Source organism: Pseudomonas sp. DVZ6, assembly GCF_024259445.1.
Taxonomy (GTDB): Bacteria; Pseudomonadota; Gammaproteobacteria; order Pseudomonadales; family Pseudomonadaceae; genus Aquipseudomonas; species Aquipseudomonas peradeniyensis.
Genome location: NZ_JANCLM010000001.1, coordinates 215,350 through 237,797, shown reverse-complemented (window position 1 = coordinate 237,797; position 22,448 = coordinate 215,350). Strand labels below are relative to the sequence as shown.

General features: G+C 63.2%; 19 protein-coding genes. 16 read left to right on the top strand and 3 right to left on the bottom strand.

The features are described from left to right. The first annotated feature begins 3 nt into the window (after positions 1–3). The 8 genes from NMG10_RS01010 (at position 4) to rdrB (ending at position 10,474) form a co-directional block, all read left to right on the top strand. Entirely contained in the window at positions 4–1,050 is a 1,047-nt protein-coding gene (locus NMG10_RS01010; protein ID WP_232855867.1) for an ornithine cyclodeaminase, read from the top strand. Positions 1,051–1,450: 400 nt separating this feature from the next. Continuing rightward, positions 1,451–2,224, top strand: coding sequence for an ABC transporter substrate-binding protein (locus tag NMG10_RS01005; protein ID WP_172402378.1), 774 nt, complete (start codon positions 1,451–1,453; stop codon positions 2,222–2,224). Between the two features lie 118 nt (positions 2,225–2,342). Continuing rightward, positions 2,343–3,050, top strand: a complete 708-nt coding sequence (locus NMG10_RS01000) for an ABC transporter permease (RefSeq protein ID WP_096049810.1) — start codon at positions 2,343–2,345, stop codon at positions 3,048–3,050. Continuing rightward, the gene (locus NMG10_RS00995) at positions 3,047–3,760 is read left to right on the top strand and encodes an ABC transporter permease (protein WP_050705042.1); all 714 of its coding nucleotides are present in this window, start codon (positions 3,047–3,049) and stop codon (positions 3,758–3,760) included. Before NMG10_RS01000 ends, NMG10_RS00995 begins: the two co-directional genes overlap by 4 nt. Before the next feature lie 4 nt (positions 3,761–3,764). Continuing rightward, positions 3,765–4,577, top strand: coding sequence for an ABC transporter ATP-binding protein (locus tag NMG10_RS00990; protein ID WP_232855865.1), 813 nt, complete (start codon positions 3,765–3,767; stop codon positions 4,575–4,577). Between the two features lie 13 nt (positions 4,578–4,590). After that, positions 4,591–5,082: an Lrp/AsnC family transcriptional regulator gene (locus NMG10_RS00985; protein ID WP_050705041.1), complete on the top strand. Its 492-nt coding sequence runs from the start codon at positions 4,591–4,593 to the stop codon at positions 5,080–5,082. A 114-nt stretch (positions 5,083–5,196) separates the two neighbouring features. Beyond that, complete coding sequence (gene rdrA / locus NMG10_RS00980; protein WP_232855864.1) at positions 5,197–7,791, top strand: antiviral RADAR system adenosine triphosphatase RdrA; 2,595 nt, start codon at positions 5,197–5,199, stop codon at positions 7,789–7,791. Position 7,792: 1 nt separating this feature from the next. Next, positions 7,793–10,474, top strand: coding sequence for an antiviral RADAR system adenosine deaminase RdrB (rdrB, locus tag NMG10_RS00975; RefSeq protein WP_232855863.1), 2,682 nt, complete (start codon positions 7,793–7,795; stop codon positions 10,472–10,474). An 85-nt stretch (positions 10,475–10,559) separates the two neighbouring features. Here the strand turns inward: rdrB and NMG10_RS00970 are convergent, their stop codons facing one another. After that, positions 10,560–12,242, bottom strand: a complete 1,683-nt coding sequence (locus tag NMG10_RS00970; RefSeq protein WP_232855862.1) for a bifunctional diguanylate cyclase/phosphodiesterase — start codon at positions 12,240–12,242, stop codon at positions 10,560–10,562. 12 nt (positions 12,243–12,254) lie between these two features. After that, the gene (locus NMG10_RS00965) at positions 12,255–13,820 is read right to left on the bottom strand and encodes a PAS domain-containing methyl-accepting chemotaxis protein (RefSeq protein ID WP_254463497.1); all 1,566 of its coding nucleotides are present in this window, start codon (positions 13,818–13,820) and stop codon (positions 12,255–12,257) included. Positions 13,821–14,096: 276 nt separating this feature from the next. Here NMG10_RS00965 and NMG10_RS00960 point away from each other — a divergent pair, with 276 nt between their 5' ends. The 6 genes from NMG10_RS00960 (at position 14,097) to NMG10_RS00935 (ending at position 20,056) form a co-directional block, all read left to right on the top strand. Then, on the top strand, positions 14,097–14,411 hold the full coding sequence (locus NMG10_RS00960) for a helix-turn-helix domain-containing protein (RefSeq protein ID WP_203647389.1): 315 nt from the start codon (positions 14,097–14,099) through the stop codon (positions 14,409–14,411). A gap of 209 nt (positions 14,412–14,620) precedes the next feature. Next, on the top strand, positions 14,621–15,931 hold the full coding sequence (locus NMG10_RS00955; RefSeq protein ID WP_110738147.1) for a C4-dicarboxylate transporter DctA: 1,311 nt from the start codon (positions 14,621–14,623) through the stop codon (positions 15,929–15,931). Between the two features lie 70 nt (positions 15,932–16,001). Beyond that, complete coding sequence (locus NMG10_RS00950) at positions 16,002–16,703, top strand: FadR/GntR family transcriptional regulator (protein ID WP_203647390.1); 702 nt, start codon at positions 16,002–16,004, stop codon at positions 16,701–16,703. 19 nt (positions 16,704–16,722) lie between these two features. Continuing rightward, positions 16,723–17,403: a GntR family transcriptional regulator gene (locus tag NMG10_RS00945; RefSeq protein WP_232855860.1), complete on the top strand. Its 681-nt coding sequence runs from the start codon at positions 16,723–16,725 to the stop codon at positions 17,401–17,403. Between the two features lie 259 nt (positions 17,404–17,662). Continuing rightward, the gene (locus tag NMG10_RS00940) at positions 17,663–18,691 is read left to right on the top strand and encodes a lectin MOA-related protein (protein WP_203647391.1); all 1,029 of its coding nucleotides are present in this window, start codon (positions 17,663–17,665) and stop codon (positions 18,689–18,691) included. 507 nt (positions 18,692–19,198) lie between these two features. Next, entirely contained in the window at positions 19,199–20,056 is an 858-nt protein-coding gene (locus NMG10_RS00935; protein ID WP_203647392.1) for a lectin MOA-related protein, read from the top strand. 6 nt (positions 20,057–20,062) lie between these two features. On the opposite strand, the gene NMG10_RS00930 is transcribed toward NMG10_RS00935, so the two are convergent. Continuing rightward, positions 20,063–20,647, bottom strand: a complete 585-nt coding sequence (locus tag NMG10_RS00930; RefSeq protein WP_232855859.1) for an isochorismatase family protein — start codon at positions 20,645–20,647, stop codon at positions 20,063–20,065. 99 nt (positions 20,648–20,746) lie between these two features. Here NMG10_RS00930 and NMG10_RS00925 point away from each other — a divergent pair, with 99 nt between their 5' ends. Both NMG10_RS00925 and NMG10_RS00920 read left to right on the top strand, forming a co-directional pair. After that, positions 20,747–21,190: a GNAT family N-acetyltransferase gene (locus tag NMG10_RS00925; protein WP_203647394.1), complete on the top strand. Its 444-nt coding sequence runs from the start codon at positions 20,747–20,749 to the stop codon at positions 21,188–21,190. A 190-nt stretch (positions 21,191–21,380) separates the two neighbouring features. After that, entirely contained in the window at positions 21,381–22,358 is a 978-nt protein-coding gene (locus NMG10_RS00920; RefSeq protein ID WP_232855919.1) for a hypothetical protein, read from the top strand. Positions 22,359–22,448: the final 90 nt, after the last annotated feature.

The window sequence follows — 22,448 nt, the reverse complement described above, 5'->3', positions numbered from 1 at the left end:
ATCATGACCCGCTACATCGACGTGCACGACCTCGCCCACCTGGTCAACCGCAAGGGATTGCCCACCTGCCTGGCCGAGATGGCCGAGTACATCCGCCAGGACTACCTGCGCTGGCACGACTTCGAGAAATGCCCGCGCCTGGCCAACCACTCGGCGGACGGGGTGATCGAACTGATGCCGGTGTCCGACGCCAACCTGTACGCCTTCAAGTACGTCAACGGCCACCCGAAGAACACCCACAATGGGCTGCTCACAGTGATGGCCTTCGGCGCCCTGGGCGATGTCGACACCGGCGCGCCGGTGCTGCTCAGCGAGATGACCCTGACCACCGCCATCCGCACCGCCGCCACCTCGGCCCTGGCCGCCCGCTACCTGGCGCGCCCGGACAGCAAACGCATGGCGCTGATCGGCAACGGCTCGCAGAGCGAATTCCAGGCCATCGCGTTCCATACCTTGCTCGGCATCGAGGAGATCCGTCTGTTCGATATCGACCGCAAGGCCTCGGAGAAACTGGCGGCCAACCTGGCCGGTTTCCCAGAGCTGAGACTGACCATCGTCGGCAGCGTGACCGAGGCGGTGCGCGGCGCCGACATCGTCACCACGGTCACCGCCGACAAGGCCTACGCCACCATCCTCACCCCACAGATGATCGAGCCGGGCATGCACCTCAATGCCGTGGGCGGCGACTGCCCGGGCAAGACCGAGCTGCACCGCGACATCGTCGAGCGGGCGCGGGTGATCGTCGAGTACGAACCGCAGAGCCGGATCGAGGGCGAGATCCAGCAGATGCCGGCGGACTCGCCGACCACCGAGTTCTGGCAGGTGGTCGAGGGGATCGCCGCAGGGCGCGAGAACGCCACGCAGGTGACGCTGTTCGACTCGGTCGGCTTCGCCCTGGAGGACTACTCGGCGCTGCGCTATGTGCTGGATGTGGCCAGGGCGCTGGACATCGGGCGCGACATCGCGCTGGTGCCGCAGCTGGAGAATCCGAAGGACCTGTTTGCCCTGCTGCAGCCGAAAGCGGCGCAACGCAAGGCCAGCGCCGCCTGACAGCCCCCCCCTGTAGGAGCGGCCTTGTGCCGCGAAAGGGCCGCAAAGCGGCCCCGGCAATCTGTGCGTCGAAGCTGATATCTGGGGCCGCTGCGCAGCCCTTTCGCGGCACAAGGCCGCTCCTACAGGGGACCGCGTACACCGCGACCGACAAGCATGACGGTCGCTCGACCTGACAGAAACCGCTGTCGCACTTCCGTAAATCTTTGTCGGAACAGCCGATTCGGCTGCAAAAAGAATCTTTACAGCCGAATCCGGCAGCCCACGCGCAGGCAAACGACACAAAAAACCTGTCTATCTCGCGCATTCTGAGCCCGACCCATGAGTCACCGACGGACCTACACGCGCTAATCGCCCTACTACCAATAACAACACCCAGGGACCCAAGACCATGCCCTCCATGCGAAAACGCCTCGGCGTGCTGCTGTTCTCGTTGTGCGCCACCACCCTCACCCAGGCCAAGGAGTGGACCGAAATCCGCTTCGGCGTCTTCCCCGAATACCCGCCGTTTGAATCCGTCGCCGCCGATGGCAGCCTGCAAGGCTTCGACATCGACCTGGGCAATGCCATCTGCGCCAAGCTGCAGGTCAAATGCACCTGGGTGCACAACGAATTCGACGGCATGATCCCCGCCCTGCGCGCCCGCAAGTTCGACGCCATCATGTCGTCGATGGCCGTCACCCCGGCCCGCCTGAAGCAGATCGACTTCAGCAACCGCCTGTTCCTCAGCCCCACCTCGGTGATCGTGCGCAAGTCGGCCGACTTCGGCGACAGCGCCGAATCGCTCAAGGGCAAGCAGGTCGGAGTGCTCCAGGGCTCGCTGCAGGAGGCCTACGCCCGCGCTGTGCTGGCGCCGCTGGGCGCGCAGGTCAAGGCCTACCAGGGCCAGGACCAGAACTACGCCGACCTGCTCAATGGCCGTCTCGACGCCACCGTCACCGACAAGCTCGAAGCCCAGCTGAACTTCCTCTCCAAGCCCGAAGGCGCCGATTTCAGGAGCGGCCCGGCGATCAAGGACCCGACCCTGCCGCTGGACATCGCCATGGGCCTGCGCAAGACCGACCCCGAGCTCAAGGCCCTGCTCGACAAGGGCATCGCCATGATCCATGCCGACGGCACCTACGCCGAGATCCAGAAGAAGTACGTCGGCGACCTGGATATCTATAACGAGTGAGTTCCCACCGGCCTCTTCGCGGGCAAGCCCGCTCCCACAGGTAACCACCAGCGTTCGGCCTGCACACATCCTGTGGGAGCGGGTTCACCCGCGAAGAAACCACCGCGAGATCCCCGTCATGCACGACTTCCTCACAAGCGGCCTGCAAGGCTTCGGCCCGCTGCTGGCCCAGGGCACCTGGATGACCGTCAAGCTGGCCCTGCTGTCGCTGGCGCTGAGCCTCGCGCTCGGCCTGATCGGCGCCAGCGCCAAGCTGTCGCGATCCCGGCTGCTGCGCCTGCCAGCCACCCTGTACACCACGCTGATCCGCAGCGTCCCGGACCTGGTGCTGATCCTGCTGATCTTCTACAGCATGCAGATCTGGCTCAACGACCTGACCGAGGCGCTGGGCTGGGACTATGTCGAGATCGACCCGTTCGGCGCCGGGGTCATCACCCTGGGCTTCATCTATGGCGCGTACTTCACCGAGAACTTTCGCGGCGCCATCCTCAGCGTGCCCGCCGGCCAGCTGGAGGCCGCCACTGCCTACGGCCTGAGCCGGGCACAGCGGTTTCGGCTGGTGCTGTTCCCGCAACTGATGCGCTTTGCCCTGCCGGGGCTGGGCAACAACTGGCTGGTGCTGCTCAAGTCCACCGCGCTGGTGTCGATCATCGGCCTGGCCGACCTGGTCAAGGCCGCGCAGAACGCCGGCAAGAGCACCAACGACGTGTTGTTCTTCCTGTGCCTGGCGGGCCTGGTGTACCTGGCCATCACCACCCTGTCCAACCGCCTGCTCAAGCACCTCGAGCGGCGCTACAACATCGGCATCAAGGAGCTGGCGCGATGATCGAACTCCTTCAGGAATACGGCCTGGCCTACCTGTACCACGACGGCAGCGGCCTGTCGGGCCTGGCCATGACCCTCTGGCTGTTCCTGGCCAGCATGGTGCTGGGCTTCGCCCTGTCGCTACCCCTGGCCCTGGCACGCACCTCGCGCCACGCCTGGCTGCGCCTGCCGGTGCAGCTGTACACCTTCGTGTTCCGCGGCACGCCGCTCTATATCCAGCTGCTGATCTGCTACACCGGGCTCTACGGCCTGCAGGTGGTGCGCGAGCATGCCCTGCTCGACCAGTTTTTCCGCAACGCGCTCAACTGCACCCTGCTGGCCTTTGTGCTCAACACCTGCGCCTACACCGTGGAGATCTTCGCCGGGGCCATCCGCAACTTGCCCGCCGGCGAATTGGAAGCGGCCCAGGCCTACGGCCTGCGCGGCTGGAGGCTCAACCTGTTCCTGGTCCTGCCGGCGGCCCTGCGCCGCTCGCTGCCGGCCTACAGCAACGAGCTGATCCTGATGCTGCACGCCACCTCGCTGGCCTTCACCGCCACCGTCGCCGACATCCTCAAGGTGGCCCGCGACGCCAACGCCGCGACCTTCCTGACCTTCCAGGCCTTCGGCGTGGCCGCCCTGCTGTACATGCTGCTGTCCTTCGCCCTGGTCGGCCTGTTCCGCGTGGCCGAACGGCGCTGGATGCGCTTCCTTGACCCTGTACGAGGCTGAACCCATGACCGCTACCGCACTGCCACTCACCACCTTCGAACAGGCCCCCTTGGCGCGAGCCCATGCCGGCACCCTCAAGCTCAGCGTCGACGGCCTGCACAAGCACTACGGCGAGCACCAGGTGCTCAAGGGCGTCTCGCTGCAGGCGCGCAAGGGCGACGTGATCAGCCTGATCGGCGCCAGCGGCTCGGGCAAGAGCACCTTCCTGCGCTGCATCAACTTCCTCGAAAAGCCCAACGCCGGCAGCATCACCCTCGACGGCCAGACCCTCGACCTGAGCAAGGGCACCCCGCCAGCGGCCCAGCTGCAAAACCTGCGCACGCGCCTGGCCATGGTGTTCCAGCACTTCAACCTGTGGAGCCACCTGACGGTGCTGGAGAACATCTGCCTGGCACCGCGCAAGGTGCTGGGCATCAGCGCCGGCGAAGCCGAGGCGCGGGCACGCAAGTACCTGGACAAGGTCGGCCTGCCGGCCCGCGCCGCCGACCAGTACCCGGCGTTTCTCTCCGGCGGCCAGCAACAGCGCGTGGCCATCGCCCGGGCGCTGGCGATGGAGCCGGAAATCATCCTGTTCGACGAGCCCACCTCGGCACTGGACCCCGAGCTGGTCGGCGAAGTGCTCAAGGTGATACAGACGCTCGCCGAGGAAGGACGTACCATGCTCATGGTCACCCATGAAATGGGGTTCGCCCGCCAGGTGTCGAGCCAGGTGCTGTTCCTGCACCAGGGCCTGGTCGAGGAAAGCGGCAGCGCCGAGATCCTCGACCAGCCACAGAGCGAGCGCCTGCGGCAGTTCCTCTCCAATCGTCTGAAGTGAAGTCACGCCGCATATGGATACCAAGGCCATCACCCCCGCCGCCGCACCGCTGGATCGCATCGACGAAGCGATCATCGACGTGCTGCGACACCAAGGAAGGATCACCTACGAGAAGCTCTCCACCCTCGTGCACCTGACCCCCAGGCCCTGCCTGGAACGGGTGCGCAAGCTGGAGCGGCGCGGGGTGATCCGCGGTTACGGGGCCATCATCGACCTGCAGCAGGTCTCCCCCGGGTTGTCGTTGCTGGTGCTGGTGGCGTTGTCCAACCAGAGCGGGCGCTCGGCGCAGCGGGCCTTCGAGGCCACCGTGCGCGCCTGCCCGCAGGTCTACGAGTGCCAGCTGATCAGCGGGCATTTCGACTACAGCCTGCGCATGCGCTGCCGCGACATGGAGCACTACCGGGTGCTGACCGAGACCTGGATGAACAACGACGAGCTGCATATCGACAAGCTGGTGGCGCATCCGGAGCTGGCGGCGGTGAAGAGTACCGCGCCGCAGGCTTGAGCCAAGGTAGCGCTTGTGGCGCAAGATAGTGGCTTAGTAACATTACTGGATCCAATGACCACGCCTCGCGGGTGAAACCGCGGGGCGTTTCCACATTTCCAGGGATGTACAGCCGTGGCCAGCAAGCAATCCAACGATTCGCGTATTCGTTTTCCCATCGAGCAGAAGGAACAGGCGGCGCAGCGGGAGCACAGTACGTTGCTGGCGCGGGATATCTATGATTCGCTGGCAAAGCTACTGGAAGAAAGCCTCGATAACTTACCTAAAAACGATGATCTCGACCAACATCGTTCTCACAGCGCAATTCTGATCGACGGCAAGCGAGGCACCGGTAAAAGTTCAGTGTTGGTCAACCTTAGCCTATATCTGGACGATCATAAAAACGACAGGCTGGCAAACGAGATCCATGTCCTTAAACCTGTAGACCCCACCCTACTGGAAGACAGTGACGACTTATTCCTAAATGTCATCGTTGCCGCGATCATTCGAGACAAGGCAGTAGCAGCAGCTCTAAGCAAGGCGACACCGAAGTCAGAAGAGTTCCATCACCAACTGCAATTACTCGGCAGTACGTTGGAGGCACTGCAATCGCAGCGCAACAAATACGGACTCGACAAGCTGCGCGCCTTTATGGGCAGCCATGACCTCAACCAGCAAGTTCACGACCTTTTCAAGAAAGCCCTTGACCTCATCGACAAGAAGCTTTTGGTTCTTCCTATTGACGACGTCGACACTTCGCTCAACCGCGCATTTGACAATCTTGAAGTCGTTCGCCGCTACCTAACCTCTCCCTATGTACAGCCGATCATCAGCGGTGATCTCGGACTCTACCACGAGGTAACCTGGAGGAATTTTTACTCAAAACTTACTAAAGATAGTAAATCGGGTGACCGGGAGACTCGAAAGACCGCGAACGACCTCGCAACAGACTACCAAAGAAAGATCATGCCCCTGCACCTGCGAATGGAGATGCCAACCGCCTCAAGCTACTTGGAAAATCCGAGAATCTTCCTAGCCAAACACGAAGACGTCTATTTCCCACTCCCTGTATTTTCACGCTGGCTGGACGCGCTCCTCAATGACAGGCTGAATAACTTGCCTGGGCGAAGACTAAATTACGAAGTTGAGACAGTACGAGAGCTCGCACAGCTGGTCTTTGCATTCAGAAAAGAAATCCCTGCTTTAAGCAAGGCCTTGGATTCGGCAGGGGTGTCACTTAATAGCGACTGGTGCCTGCACCGATTAATTTTCATGCCCACTGGCGTTCTCTCCGCCTTGGAAGATTTCCCACGAGAGTACCAGCACGCGCAGAGTCTGAGAGGAAGATCCCAGCGGGAAACAGCCAGGGATCATGCTTACAATAAATTCTTCACTGAAGCTGACAGTAAAACAAATAACAAACCCGACAACTGGAATGAACGGATTATCGAATCGAAGAAAATCCTGCTTAACTACATGCACCATAAGCATGCGCATGCCGCGACCTGCCTGGCGTTAGAGGCAGACCTGCATTTCATCGAAATTGGTAAAAACCCAAACCGTCATCTCTCCGAATTATTTGCTACTCGTTTATTCGAGCCTTTGAAACTAAGTAAGGAGAGCATCGCCACCTTCCCAGGCAAATCTACGTCACCATTGCCCGATGATTGGAAAGGGCGCGCCCCCGAGGAATGGCTAAAACTTATCAGCGAGGAGCCAGTCCCCTACGCACTGCCGGAAATTGGTCGCGCCTCCGGCAGTTTCGAACAGCCAGACAAGGCTTCACAGTTTATCATTCACCTAATGCAATACCGCAGTTACTTCAGCGAGAGCCGACAAACCGAAACCATCTTCAGCGGCAGAATTTTTGAACTGGTAATTTCCAGCCTTGTGAGAGACATATCTCCAAAAGATATTCTAAACCTTCTCAATCGCGTACCTTTTCACTCACTTCCTGGCACACTTGGCAACCACGAAAACTACGTAGAAGGCACCTTTGACGAATTTGACCAAGAATCTAGCTACGGACTATCTGGCTTCAGTGAAAAAATCAACGCTTGGCGGCGCGATTACCATATCGACCAACAATTCCTATCGAGCTGGCTAACGTTCAATGTAATGAATAACTACTTCGCAAAAACCCTTACCTTCAACCCTCCCCTGAGGGCTAACCAGAATCACGGCAACCCAAACATCGCAAGCATTTTACTTACAGCTAGGAGTGCATTCAGAACCTTATGGAATGCTTTTGCCAGGGTAGAAAAGGGGGAAATTTTCGGAATGCCTCTTGTACTCACAAGCTTCAATGTAGGCGCAAACGATAATTTCGAGCAGAATCTTGCTTACAAACAAAACATACAACCCCTACTGCGAGCCGCCGACAAACGCTCTTTTGGCCAAGAGACTCGCTCATACACATTCGCGCTGGCGCACCACCCATTATTTGATTTAATTGAGCTCCTCATCAAAGGCCACCAGATCAATCCAGAAAACAACGAAGATCAGGACATCGACGGCAGCCCGAACCCTCGCCTGATCGCCACCACCATCAAAAAACATTTTAACATCTCCGGAAAAATAGAGGATACGCTAAAAAATGCACACCCATCCTCCACTGACATTGAGGAAATTGAGAACAAGTGCATTCAGTTAGGCTTCAGCATTTACACTATCCGAAGCAACCAGTACTTTGACGCCCTCGCCAAAAAGGCCGGAACTTCGGAAAGCTGAAATGTTTCTAATTTCTCTCCTCGAACTCACCACTGGTAACTTTCTCTCCAGCAGCGAACTGGCCGAACACCTCAAGGCCGACTTGCTCTCGCGAGACCTGCCCCAGCGCCTCTGCGATGCTGGGCGCTTCGTCGAGAGCTACCAACGCTGCCTGCGGGAGGACTTGGACAGACATCATTACGGCCGTTTCCGTCTCAATGACCTGAAACTCGCCGCAGAACAACTGTGCCCGAACGAACTGTTCCGCATACCACGGCTGGACGCTCTGGACACCCTGTTCCGGACGTTCTTCCTGTGCAACGGCGACCATGTCCACTACCGCCCCGAGTACCTGACGGACTACGCCCACCTGTGCGCCATGGTCGATCCGACGCTAATCGTCGCCTGGCACCTGGCGCAACGCTTCAGGCAGAACCCGCACCTGTCGGCAGCCGACGCCCAGCGCATCGTGCAGGCCCAGCAACCGCTGTTCAGCCCACCGTCGATTGCCAACAAACCCTTTTCCGAAGGGCACGTACACCTGGGTGGTGCGCATTTCGACGGCATCATTCTGATGAACCAGATCACCCACCAGCCAGGCATGGAAGCCTTCGCACCGCTGCATCGCCTCTGCCACGGGCTACTCGGCGAATGGCCGGGGCGCCTGGATGCAAACCCAGGCAAGATTCTCAAGCTGTACCAGCGCACCCTGGGCAAGGCGCACCTGACAGACGGGCCGCTGATCCTCAGCTGGCCGGGCTTCAGCACCCTGCAGCCGCACACCGATGACCGCCGCCACCCCAGCTGGATGAAACTGCAGCTGGCCCAGGCCATCACTGCGGGTGACTTGAGCAAAGCCTGGCTGTGGCTACTGATCTGGCTGTGGACTCAGTACCAGGATGCCGAAGCGCCTCCCGTGCTTCGCATGGGCATCTTCTACCTGGTTCTGGCGCTGATGGCCGAACGGCGCAAGCTGTTGATGGACGGCCAGGGGTTGACGCGCTTTACGACGATTTATGGCGGGTTCAGCAAAGCCTCCAGGCACAACCCCCAGAAACAGCTGCTGACGTACGGCCGCGCATGCGCCCGCCAACTGTTCCAGAACCCCGAGGATTGCGCCGAACTGAAGATCACCGAAAGCATCTTCACCAGCGAGCACATGGCCAGTTGGGTCAGCGCCCTTGAACAGCACCATGGCCAACAGCCAATCACACCGCTCAAGCCGGTCACCCTGCACCAAGCCAAACACTTCCGCTCACGCATGGAACGCTGGCACCTGTGCATCCACTTCCTGCGCCGGGTGGAGCACCTGCACAAACGCGGCAAGATCTGGGCCGACGGCGAGAAACTGCACCGAAAGCTCAGAGAACATTCCGGTTGGTCGTCCCCTGAGTTTCTGCATGGCAAGGTCAGCGAGCACTTCCGTTTCGAGCCGAGCGCCTGGGTGCGCGGGCTGGACGTCGCCGGCGACGAGAACACGACCCGCAACGAGCTCTACGCTCCTATGCTGCGCTGGCTGCGTGCCGGCCTGCAGCCGGCCGGCCACGGCGATGGCTTCCAGGGCGGGCTGCACCTGAGCATTCACACCGGCGAGGACTATGCCCACCCTCTGTCGGGCATGCGCCATATCGACGAGACCGTGCACTTTTGCGAGATGCGCCACGGTGACCGCATCGGCCATGCGCTGGCGGTCGGCGTGTCGCCGCTGCAGTGGTGCCAGAACCAGGGCGACATGCTGCTGCCGGTGGACGAGCACCTGGACAACCTGGTGTGGCTCTGGCACCACGCCACGCAACTGGCAACCTGCGTCCCGCTGGCGAATCAGATCCTGCCGCGGCTGGAACGCCGTATCGCCCAGTTCGTGCCCCATGTCGCCTGGACCAGCCCTCATTACCTCAATGCGTTCTACCCTCGGCAGAAGCTCGGCAAAGGCCAGGCGCAATCCCAGCCCGAAGAGTCGCGGCGCTACATCAACCCGCACACCCTGCATGAAGCCTGGCGCTTGCGCCGCAACTGCTTCCACATGCTCGAGCAGTACCGGCTCGACGAACCCCTCGACGACAAGATGCGCGCCGCCCTGCCCGACCGGGAGATCCTCGGCACGGTCAACTTCCTCAAGCTCAATGGCCAGCATGACGACCCGGGGGCGGCGCTGCTGTACTGGCGTCGTTCCACCCTGCTCAGCCATGCCGAGTACAAGCCCCGCATGGTGCATGTGCGCATCCAGCGCCACGCCCTGGTCGAGACCCCGCCGATGCCAGGCGAGCAAGGCCTGCTGCTGGACTACGAAACCCCGGAAGAGCTGGAGTTCATGGAGGCGTTGCAGGACCACCTGATCGAAACCTGCGACCAGCGCGGGATCATCTTCGAGACCAATCCCAGTTCGAATGTGTACATCGCGCGGATCGGCAAGCACGCCGATCACCCGATCTTCCGCTGGAACCCTCCGGACGAGAGCACGCTGGAGCGCGGCGCGGTACACAATCGCTTCGGACTGCGACGCGGGCCCATCCGGGTCACGATCAATACCGACGATCCTGGGGTGATTCCGACGACCTTGCGCACCGAGTATGCGCTGCTTCAGGAAGCGGCCAAGGCGATGGGCATTTCCAGGACCCGAACCGAGGAATGGCTGGAGCGACTGCGGATCTATGCCAACGATCAGTTCCAGCGCAACCATCGGCCGGTGTTCAGGGACCGCTGACATCGCGCCGGGACCAAAGACGCAAGCATCACCAGCGTGGGAGCGGCGGTGCGCCGCTGCCACAAGCTGTACCGACAGCAGGCCCTCAGCGCCACGCCTGCGGTTGCCGGTAGTCCGCTACCCATTGCGCCACCGCCTCCACCGGCATCGGCCGGGCGATGCCGTAACCCTGGGCCAGTTCGCAGCCCAGCTCCATCAGCAGCCGTCCGTGCTCGACAGTCTCCACGCCCTCGGCGATCACTTCGCGTCCGAACGCCCGCGCCAGGCCGATCACCGCGCCAGTGAGAGTCAGGTCGTCATGGTCATGAAGGATGTCGCGCACAAAGGACTTGTCGATCTTGATGGTCTGCGCCGGCAGGCGCTTGAGGTAGCTCAACGAGGAATAGCCGGTACCGAAGTCGTCCAGCGAAAAACGCACGCCCAGGGCTCGGCAGGCATCCAGGCAACGGCCGACCCGCGGCAGATTGTCGATCGCCACCGATTCGACGATCTCCAGATCCAGATGCCCGGGCGACACCCCGGGATGACGCGCCAGCAGGCGCTCAAGGCGCTGGGCGAAGTCGCCGCGCTGCAGCTGGCGGGCGGCGATGTTGACGCTCAGTGACCAGTCTCGCCCGGACAGCTGCCACTGCTGCAACTGGGTCAGAGCCTGGTCGATGACCCACTCGCCCAGCTCGACGATCAGGTCGGTCTGCTCCACGAAGGGCAAAAACTCCCCCGGCGGCACCGGCCCCTTGGACGGATGCATCCAGCGCAACAAGGCTTCGAAACCGATCACCTGACCGCTGCGCATGTTCACCTTGGGCTGGTAGTGCAGGCACAGTTCGCCCTGGCGCAGGGCCTGGCGCACCCGCGCCACGGTCTGGTGGGTGGCCTTGAGCTCAAGCTCCTGGGACACGTCGAACAGGTGGTAGCGGTTGCGCCCGCGCTGCTTGGCCACGTACATGGCCTGGTCGGCATGGCGCACCAGGGTGTCGGCGTCCTCGTCATCCTGCGGGAACAGCGTCACGCCGATGCTCGCGCTCAGGCTCAACGACTGCTCGCGCACCACATAGGGCGCGGCCAGCGCCTGGAGAATGCGCTGCAACGCGGCATGCAACTGCTGCGGGCCTTCGATATGGCGCAGGATCAGCACGAACTCGTCGCCCGACAGGCGCGCCACCGCATCGCCACCGCGCAGGATGTGCTGCAGACGCCGGGCGACCTCCACCAGCAGCAGGTCGCCGGTGGCATGGCCGTAGCCGTCGTTGACCGCCTTGAAGCCATCCAGGTCGAGCATGCACACCGCCAACGGAATACTCTCCCGGCGGGAGAACGCCAAGGCCTGGTTGAGCAGGTCGGACAGGTAGGCGCGATTCGGCAGGCCGGTCAAAACGTCATGCCCCACCCGCCACTGCAGGGTGTGCAGCAACTGGCGCTTCTCGGTCACGTCGAAGCGGATCGACACGTACTTGCGCACCTGGCCGGTGTGCGGGTCGATCAGCGGCACCATGGTGCTGTCCACCCAGTACAACGAGCCGTCCTTGGCGCGGTTGCAGATCTCGCCCTTCCACACCCGGCCAGCAGCCAGGGCGCGCCACATCTCGAGGAAGAAGGTCGGTTCGTGCAACCCGGAATTGAGGATGCGGTGGTTGGCCCCCAGCAGTTCCTCGCGGCTGTAGCCGGAGATGCTGCAGAACTGCTGGTTGACGTAGGTGATGCAACCGCGCAGGTCGGTCTCGGAAAAGATCGCGGCCGCATCGACGGCCGCGCGGTAGTTGTCGTCCATAAGCCTCGCAACCTAGCGGTTGAAGCGCTCCACCAGGGCGCGCAGCCCGGCGCACACTTGCTCCAGTTCCGCGCCGCGCACGGCGGCGGCATTGGCGCGGCGGGCGCTCTGCTGCACCGTGCCGGCCACGCCGTTGATCTGCCGCGAGACATCCTCGGCCACGCTGGACTGCTCCTGCGAGGCTGCGGCCATCTGCTGGCTCATGTCGCTGATGCGCTGCACCGCGTGCTGGATGCCCTGCAGGGCCTCCCGGGTCAGGGCGACCTGGGTCACGCCCTGCTGCGCGCCTTCCAGGCCCTGGCTGGCGATGCTCACCGCCTGCTCGGCACCGCCGCGCAGGCTGTCGATGATCGACTGGATATGCAGGGTCGACTGGCGGGTCTTGTCGGCCAGGGCGCGCACCTCGTCGGCGACCACCGCGAAGCCGCGTCCCTGCTCGCCGGCGCGGGCCGCTTCGATGGCGGCGTTGAGCGCCAGCAGGTTGGTCTGCTCGGCGATGGCGCGGATCATTCCGGCTGCCTCGGCAATGGCACCGGTCTGATCGGCCAGCTCGTTGACCGCCTGGTTGATCTGCCCGACCGTGCCGGCCAGGCTCTGGATCGCCGCGCCGCTGGCGTCGGCCACCTGGCTGCCCTGCCCGGCCAGCAGGTGCGCGGTGTGCGCCTGCTCGGCAGTCAGTTGCACGTGGCCGGCGACCTCGCCGATGGAGGCGGCCATCTCGGTCATGGCGGTGGCGGTCAGGTCGGTTTCGGCACGCTGTTCGAGCAGTGCCGACTCGGTGCTGCGCGACAGCCGCCCGGCATCCTGGGCGGCGCCGGCCATCTGCGCGGCGAGGTCGCTCAGGCGGGTGAGCGCGGTCTTCAGGCGCGCCTCCTCGCTGATCAGGATCAGCTCCAGCTGCCCGGCGGCACCGGGCAGGTCGCTGTAGGTCAAGGCCGCGACCGGGTCGCTGAAGGTGTTGTCGGCAACCTGAACGATGCGCCGCAAGTGGCGCCCCATACGGCTTTGCGCCCACAGGCCGACACCGGCGAACAGCGCCAGGGTCAGGCCCTGGGCGGGCAGTTCAGGCAAGATCTGGTTGGCGCCAATGGCCACGGCCCCCGCCAGCAGCGGCAGCGCCATGGCCCGCCCCAGCAGGGCCAGGCGCCGGGTCGGCGACAGCGCCGCCTTGCCGTCACGCAGCCGGGCGTACAGGGCTTCGGCGCGGGCCACCTGCTCGCGGGTCGGGCGCACGCGCACCGACTCGTAGCCGACCACCTGGCCGTTGTCGAGCATCGGCGTGACGTAGGCGTTGACCCAATAGAAGTTGCCGTTGCGGCAGCGGTTCTTGACGATGCCCATCCAGCTGCGGCCGGCCTTGAGGTACTGCCACATCAGCTCGAACACCGCCTCGGGCATGTCCGGGTGGCGCACCAGGTTGTGCGGGCTGCCGATCAGCTCGTCCTGGCTGTAGCCGCTGATGGCGGCGAACTCGGCGTTGCAGTAGGTGATCAGGCTGGCCGTGTCGGTCGCCGAAATCAGCCGCTGGTGCTCGGGAAAGCTTTGCTCGACCGGATTGACCGGCAGGTTCAGACGCACGATGAGACTCCATTCATACACGGCCCGACGCATGGCCTGACAGGAGGCCAGGGGCGCCGGAACCGTTCATCCTGGATCAGTTCCAATGTCCGACAACGCTTGCACACGGGCCGGCAAATGGCCGGATCGCCCTGGACGACTACTTGAATGACTGATCAATCAAAGCGGCGAATTCTACGAATTCCATCACATTTTGCAAATAAAGGTGACGAATCATGGCGTTGCGCCATATCGACATATATCGTTAAGTGCTTGATTCTAAATGGGAATTGAGCGATGACGAGAACAGGTCTAGGTCCAGCCCTGCGCCGCTACCGCAAACTGGCGGGCTTCACTCAGGCGCAACTGGGCGAGCGAACCGGCTTCGACCCCAAGACCATCAGCCGTTTCGAAACCGGCACCTACACCCCCAGCATCGAATCGCTGGTGAGCTTCGCCGAGGCACTGGGGATCAAGCCGAAAGTGTTCTTCAGCGACCCTGACGATGAAGACGAACAACGCGCCTACCTTTTCGGCGTGATCCACAACGCCCCTCCCAAGGACCTCGGCAAGCTGATCGCCGCCGTCGATCAGGTGCTGGCCAAGCCGTGAAATCCCCCCGCGCACCACGCTAGAGCAGAAGCACCGTCACTGCACCACAACTGGTCAGACCGGTAAGGCCGAAATCACTTGCAAAGTAAAAAAAATCGGCGTTTTATGGCTCGGCAGTGAACAAACCGGTAAGACCACAATAATTAAGTCCTGCGCTCTTTCGCTCCGTGTGGCTTGGGGGGCAAGGACACCGACCAGAGACTCCTCCCATGCTCAAATGGTGTTCGCGTTCGATCTTCCTCCAGGTTGTGCTCGGCCTAGCCCTCGGCATTGTCTGCGGCCTGAGCTTCCCCGACCTGTCCCTGCAACTCAAACCCCTGGGCGACGGCTTCATCAAGCTGATCAAGATGCTCATCGGCCTGATCGTGTTCTGCGTGGTGGTCAGCGGCATTTCCGGCGCCGGCGACCTGAAGAAGGTCGGGCGCATCGGCCTGAAATCGGTGATCTACTTCGAAGTGCTGACCACCCTGGCCCTGGTGATCGGCCTGGTGTTCGCCTTCTCCACCGGCATCGGCAGCGGCGCCAACATCCACCTCGACCAGCTGTCCAGTGCCGACGCCGGCGCCCTGGCCGAGCGCGGTGCGCACATCCACGGCACCACCACCTTCCTCATGGACCTGATCCCCACCTCGGTGGTGGGCGCCTTCGCCGACAACAACATCCTCCAGGTACTGCTGTTCTCGGTGCTGTTCGGCAGCGCGCTGAACCTGGTGGGTGAGTCGGCCTCGGGCATTTCGCGGCTGATCAACGAGCTCAGCCACGTGATCTTCCGCATCATGGGCATGATCGTGCGCCTGGCGCCGATCGGCGTGTTCGGCGCCATCGCCTTCACCACCAGCAAGTACGGCCTGAGCTCGCTGCAGCACCTGGGTGGCCTGGTGGCGCTGTTCTACCTGACCTGCGCCGGCTTCGTGCTGATCATCCTCGGCACGGTGATGCGCCTGTCGGGCCTGAGGCTGCTGCCGCTCATCAAGTACCTGCGCGAGGAGCTGTCCATCGTCCTCGGCACCGCCTCCTCCGACGCCGTGCTGCCCCAGGTGATGCGCAAGCTCGAGCACCTGGGCATCGGCAGTTCCACCGTCGGCCTGGTGATCCCCACCGGCTACTCGTTCAACCTCGATGGCTTCTCCATCTACCTGACCCTGGCCATCGTGTTCATCGCCAACGCCACCGGCACGCCACTGGCGATGACCGACCTGCTGACCATTCTTCTGGTGTCGCTGGTGACTTCCAAGGGTGCCCACGGCATCCCAGGCTCGGCCCTGGTGATTCTCGCCGCCACCCTCACCGCGGTACCGGCGATCCCGGTAGTAGGCCTGGTGCTGGTACTGGCCGTGGACTGGTTCATGGGCATCGGCCGGGCGCTGACCAACCTGATCGGCAACTGCGTCGCCACCGTGGCCATTGCCCGCTGGGAAAAGGACATCGACCTGGAACGCGCCCACAACGTGCTGGCCAACAAGCCTGGCTTTGCCCCGATCACCCGCAAGCAGGGCCAACCTCATCAACAGGAATTCTAAGCCCAAGGCCGCCGGCGCCCAGCGCCGGCCGGCCAAGCGCAAAGATGCCGCGTCAACCAAGGAGCGAACCGTGATCAGCTCTTCGACCGTAGTCAATTCAGTGGTGGAGAAACTCCGCCAGGCCCTGGCCCGCGGTCAGTGGCGCAGCGGCGACATGCTGCCCGGCCAGCGCGAGCTGGCCGAACAACTGGGGATCAGCCGACCGAGCCTGCGCGAGGCGGTGATCGTCCTGGAAACCCTGGGCCTGGTGCGCTCGATGCCCGGCAAGGGCGTGCTGGTGCTGGATGCCGACGCCGCCCAGTCACAGGAAGCGGACACCGTCGCCGAGGCCAGCCTGGCCGATGTGCTCGAGCTGCGCTACACCCTCGAACCCTTCATCGCCGGGCTGGTGGCGCAATCGGCCGGCAGCCAGGACATCGGCCAGCTGCGCCTGACCCTGATGGACATGCGCGAAGCCCTCGATGCCGGTGACAGCGAGGCCGGCATCAACGCCTACATCGCCTTCCATGAGGCGCTGTTCGCCCTGACCACCAACCCGATCTTCCAGAGCGTGGTACAGCAGACCGGCAATGCCCTCAAGCAGAGCGCCGCCATGCTGCGCAACTCGCCCGAGCACCTGGCTGCGCGCCTGAGCGAGAACGAAGCGGTGGTGCGCGCGATCCGCGAGCGCAACAGCGCCAAGGCCAGCCAGCAGATGCGCCAGCACATCCTTGCCGAGGGCCAGCGCATGGGCATCGCCCTGAACATCCCGGACGACCAACCAGGCACCTGAATAAAGAAGGAGAGCGACCATGACCGCCTGCGCCCAAGCCGCCCCCCGCCTGCCTACCCTGCTCGGTGCCGGCGAGACCCGCCTGTCGGCGGAACAGATCTACCCCCGGCTGTTCGACGCCATCCTCGAACAGCGCCTGCCCCCCGGCAGCGCCCTGCCCGAGCAGGCGCTGGGCAATGCCTTCGGCGTCAGCCGCACGGTGATCCGCCGGGTGCTCGGGCGCCTGTCCGACCAGCAGGTGGTGGTGCAGCGCCCCAGCCATACCGCGCACCTGGCCGCGCCCGACCCCGAGCAGGCGCGCCAGGTGCTCAGCGCCCGGCGCCTGGCCGAAACCACGCTGATCGGCCTGGCCACCCAGCGCGCCCGACCGGCGCAGATCCGCCAACTGCGCCAACTGGTCGAGCGCGAGCGCCAGCACCATGAGCGCGGCGAACGCTGCACGGCGATCCGCCTGGGCGGCGAGTTCCACATGAAGCTGGCGCAGATGGCCGCCAACGCACCGCTGGCGCGCTTCCTCAACGGCCTGGTGCCGATGACCTCGCTGATCATCGCCCGTTACGAGTCACCATGCTGCGAGCACTGTGCGTGGCAGGAGCACGCGGCGATCATCGATGCGGTGGAAAGCGGCGACGGCCAGGCCGCGCTGGCGCTTATGCAAGAACATCTGGATCGCTTGCAAGCCAAACTGGAGTTGGACTGATCTGAGCGGAAACCTTACCGGCTGATGCTACCGGGTGAGTTTCAGGAAACTCGATGCCATCCCTGACATCCCGTCAGGGCTGCCATCAGAAGGTTTTATGACCAATACCCCATTCCACGACCCTGACATGATCGATTTGCCAGATCATGACGCCCCTCCCTCTCCCGTATCGACCCCAGGCATAGACTCACCGCAAGCCCCCTTGTCGCGGGAGGCACTTGCCAGCTCGAACACGGTGCACAGCCCTCACAAAACAACCATGAACCCACTTGACAGGATCGCCCATCAGAGCCACAACAACCTTGCTTTGCCGCTGCGCAGCCCTGTCGACGATCTGGGCGCTTCATTTGCCCGTTGGGAGGCAACCGCCATGGCCGACCCACAGGATCAGCACGCCCACCCCGTTCCTGCACCCGCGCCAGGCAGGGGTTTACTGAGCCCACCCCTGCCTCTCGATGCATTGGCCAGTGATGCGTCCTATGTACTGATGGACGAACGGGGGCGCGTCCTGTGCGCCCAACAACAAGGTGGGTGGGACTGGGCTTTTCTGGGTGACTTCAACGCCTACCATTCGGATGTGCTGTACTTTTCCGTCTCGACTTCACGCATCGGCAACCAGACTGTCCTGAAGACCACGAGCAAAAACAAACACTGGAACTTCCATGTCAATCACAACGACTGGATTTTCGCCTCCGCCCAACGCTGGCCTGGCTACCCCATGCTCGAATTGCACTTTGCCAACCTGCGGCATGATTCGAACCAGTTCACCCTGGCGTTCAATATCGGAGCAGAACATCGCGCCCTGGCCGCCGAGGGAGGCGCGTGGAATTACCTGCGCGTCGCCAGGCCAGACCACGCCACACGCTTTACCCTACACCGCTATTATGTGCCGGGGCGAGGGCTGGCGGACCTGATCGCTGAAACCTGGCCTGGCGTGAGTACTGACTTGATCCATGAGACTGACAGGCCTTATCTGGGCATTTCTGCGCACCACGCCGAACAGATCTGGAATGATTCGAAGCTTGGCCGCTACCAATGGCGTGAAGGGAGCTTCGATAGCGACGATTTCGCCTTCATCTACAAGGCTCAGGCCTCGCTGGACGCCTATCATGGCAATCTTCCCCATCCCTACGCGATAGGCTGGGTTACCGGTGCCAATGCCGCACACAGGTACACAGCGAACCTGTTCATGGACCTGAATGGCAGGCTCAATACACTCGACCCACAGACCGGCGAAATCGCAGCTGCGGCCAGTTGGGCTTTCGCACCGACCAGAATCCTGATCTGACCGGGGCGCACCGGCGGCGTATGACGCTTGCAGCACTCGGTAGGGTCACCCGAAATGCATCTCGAAGGCCCGGCGCGGTTTCGGCATTGGCGAATCCGCACCACGCCGCCACCTGCTTGGGCGACTCCTCCAGACATCCACTCGCGGCATTCAACGCGCCAGCTCCATCCAGGCCGCCGGGGTCATGCCCACGTCGGCCTGGAACAGCCGAGCTCACGCCGATCCGCAACGGTGCGCATTGTATTCGCGCACCTGGATCGCCTGGAGGACAGGCTGGAACTGGACAGGCCCAAGGGAAACCGTGCCGTATGATCAAGCGGCGGGATCCGCGCGAGACTCCCGGGCATCCCGGCATCCCGTCGGGCTTGTCCTGCCGAAGGTGCCATGAACACTACTGCAACCATTCCAACATCAGCCAGCCATTCGCTCGATAGCGTTCCCACGACCCCGCCAGAGGCCGCGCCCGCGCCAAGACCAAGCCCGGCGGGTGGCGAACTCAGCGCGGCAATGTCGCTGGACACACTGGCCAGTGACGAGTCGTATGTACTGTTCGACGAACTTGGGCGGGTCCTGTGTGCCCAGCAGCAAGGATCCTGGGGCTGGGCCTACCTGGGCGATTTCGACACCTACAACTCGGATGTGCTCTACATCGCCGTATCGGCCGCAGGCGGTGGGCGCCTTGCCACGCTGGACGTCTCGGCGAACGATCGCCCCTGGAGCCTTTACGCCAATGGCCCCATCGGCAGGGACCCTTGGTTGTTCGCCTCCGGCCAAGGCTGGCCAGGTTACCCGCGGATCAACCTGTGCCCCGTAAGCAACGGCAACAACGCCCAGCAATTCACCCTGCAGGTCGAAATCGACGGCGAGCGCAAAGCCTTCAAGGCCGGCAGCAGCACCTGGGACTGGCTGTACCTGGCAAGCCCCGCAAAGGAACCCACGCGCTTCACCCTGCATCGTTACCATATCACCGGCCAACGCCTGTTCGACCTCATCAAGACGACCTGGCCGAGCGTTGCCGCCGACGCACTTTGTGAAGCCGACAGTGCCTACCAGGCCATCTCGTCACACCACGCCAGGCAGATCTGGCAGGACGCGGGCCTTGGCCGCTGCCGCTGGCGCAGCGAAAGCTTCGACTGCGACGACTTTGCCTTTGTCTACAAGGGCCAGGCCTCGCTCGACGCCTACCACGGCAATGCAACCTACCCCTACGCCGTGGGCTGGATCGCTGGCGCATGCGGCAACGAGGCGCACGCGGTGAACCTGTTCCTGGACCTGGATGGCCATCTCAAGACCCTGGAGCCGCAAACCGGCGAAATCATGCTGGCGCAAGACTGGCCCTATGCGCCGTACCAGGTACTGATCTGAGACCTGTCACTTTTCACCTGCTGCATCGACCGAGCTGAACGCCACCGAGTCGACGCCAGGCAGGATCGACACTTCGTCCCCCAACGACCATTCCGCCACCCGCGCCGCCAGGGCGGCGGGCACACCCGGCGAGCCGCCTGGGCCGGGCGGCACGTCGTAGGTGGCGTGGGCGTCGTGCGCCAGCAACACCTCGAAGCCCCGTTGCAGCGCGGCGCGGGCGGTGGCGGCCAGGCACATTTCCGAGAGCAGGCCGCACAAGGCCAGGCACTGGACTCCCAGCTCATCCAGCAAGGCCTGCAACCCGGTCTCGACAAAGCCATCGTCCTCGGTCTTGAACAGCACGTGCTCGCCACGGGCCGCCGGGAAATACAATTGCCAGCCGGCCGTGTGCGGGGCGTCCGGGGTATCGGGGGCGCCGTCGTTCTGCAGGAAGATCACCGGCACGCCGGCCTGCCGCGCACGTGCCAGCAAGCGGGCGATGCTCGTCTGCAGGGCGAGATGAGCGGGAACGGCGTCGGGCCCTTCCATGAACGCGCATTGCACGTCCACCAGCAACAGGGCCTCGGCCTGGGGGATCGGTTCAGCGGGCATGCGACGCTCCAGTGCGAGAGATGAAAGGCCGAGCATAGCGCAGCCCCAGGGAGCGCCGTACCATGACCGCCGATTCATCACAGGGTCTTGGAGGCCAATATGAAGCACGCTATCGCGCCAGTGGGCGCGGAACATTTCGATCGGCTGGCCGATCTGTGGGAGGCCTCGGTACGGGCGACCCATGACTTTCTTCCCGATGGCTATATCGAGCGTCTGCGCCCGCTGGTGCGCGAGCAGTACCTGGGGTTTGTCGAACTGCGCGCCTGGCGGGACAGTGAAGGCCATATCCAAGGGTTTGCCGGGGTGCATGACGGCAAGCTGGAAATGCTCTTCATCGACCCCGCCTGCCGTGGCCAGGGCATCGGCAAGGCGCTGCTGGCCGGCGTGGTCGAGGAACTGGGCGTGCGTGAGGTGGACGTCAATGAACAGAACCCACAAGCGGTGGGGTTCTACCTGAAGCAGGGGTTTATCCAGGTGGGCCGCTCGGAGGTGGATGGCCAGGGCGATCCGTATCCGTTACTGCACTTGAAGCTGGAGGGGTGAACATGTTTATCAAGCCTGCAAAGGGGGCCGCTCTGCGGCCCATCGCGGGACGAGCCCGCTCCTACAGGTATTGTGCAGTACCTGTAGGAGCGGGCTTGCCCCGCGATGAGGCCCGCAAGACAAACCTATACTTCGGATAACCACCCAGCCTCTCGCCAAGGGGGCAATCCGCGTGAAATCATTCCTTGCGATGTTTGCGCTCTGCCTCCTGCTGGCCCTCGCCGGTTGCGCCGGCAAACGCCCCCCGGCCCCGCCGCCACCGCAGAACCTGCCCCCCGCCGTCTGGCAACGCATCGACCAGGACATCATCGAAGCCTCGGTCGCCGCCGCAGGCTCTGCCAACGACTACGCACGGCGTTCCATGCGCGTGTGGAAGGAGCAGGTGCAGCAACGCACCGAGAACGATTTCATCCCCTGGTTCACCGGCTACTGGACCCAGCAATGGCTCACGCTCAAGGTGGCCTGGTACACGATGAACAGCGGCAATGGCAACGAGCCGCCGGAAAAGCGCCTGGGCCTGTACCTGCAGGAGCAGTACCGCGAACGCGTGATCGACCCGGTGGCCGAGCAGATCAACCCCGAGGGCATCCGCGACCGCGCAAGCGAGCTGTACCTGCAACTGCTCGGCCAACAGCTGCCGGCGATCATCCAACGCTACAACGCGCCGCCCGAGCAGTTCAGCCAGCGCCTGAACCACATCCCGATCATCGCCCTGGGGCCGCCGGATGCACGCAACGCCTCGCTCTACCAGTTGCTGCGGGCCAAGTCGCTGGACCAGCAACCGGCCTGGCAATCCCTGCGCCAGCACCTGCACCAGCAGGCCGCCAAGGCCCCCGGGCAGACCGATGCCGGGCTATCGTCAGTGGCTACCCAGGCCAGCGAGAAACTCGGCGCCACCCTGGCCCCGCGTGGCGCCGCCAGCGCGATCGCGGCGGCAGTGGGCAAGGCGGCAGGAGCGCTGATCTCGGTGGCGGCAACCGGCTACGGCATCATCACCCATGACCGCGAGCAGCCGCAGATGGTCGAGCAACTACGGGTGATCCTCAATGTGGCGCTGAACCAGGAATGGCAAGAGCTGATGGAGAACCGCCAGAGCGGGGCCATGGCTGGGGTGTATTACTTGTCGGGGCAGGTGGAGGACAGTTTGCTGGGCTATCGAGCGCCGTGATCTGTAGGAGCGGCCTTGTGCCGCGAAAGGGCTGCGGAGCAGCCCCTGGATTTCAGCATTTATACATAGATCGCCGGGGCTGCTGTGCAG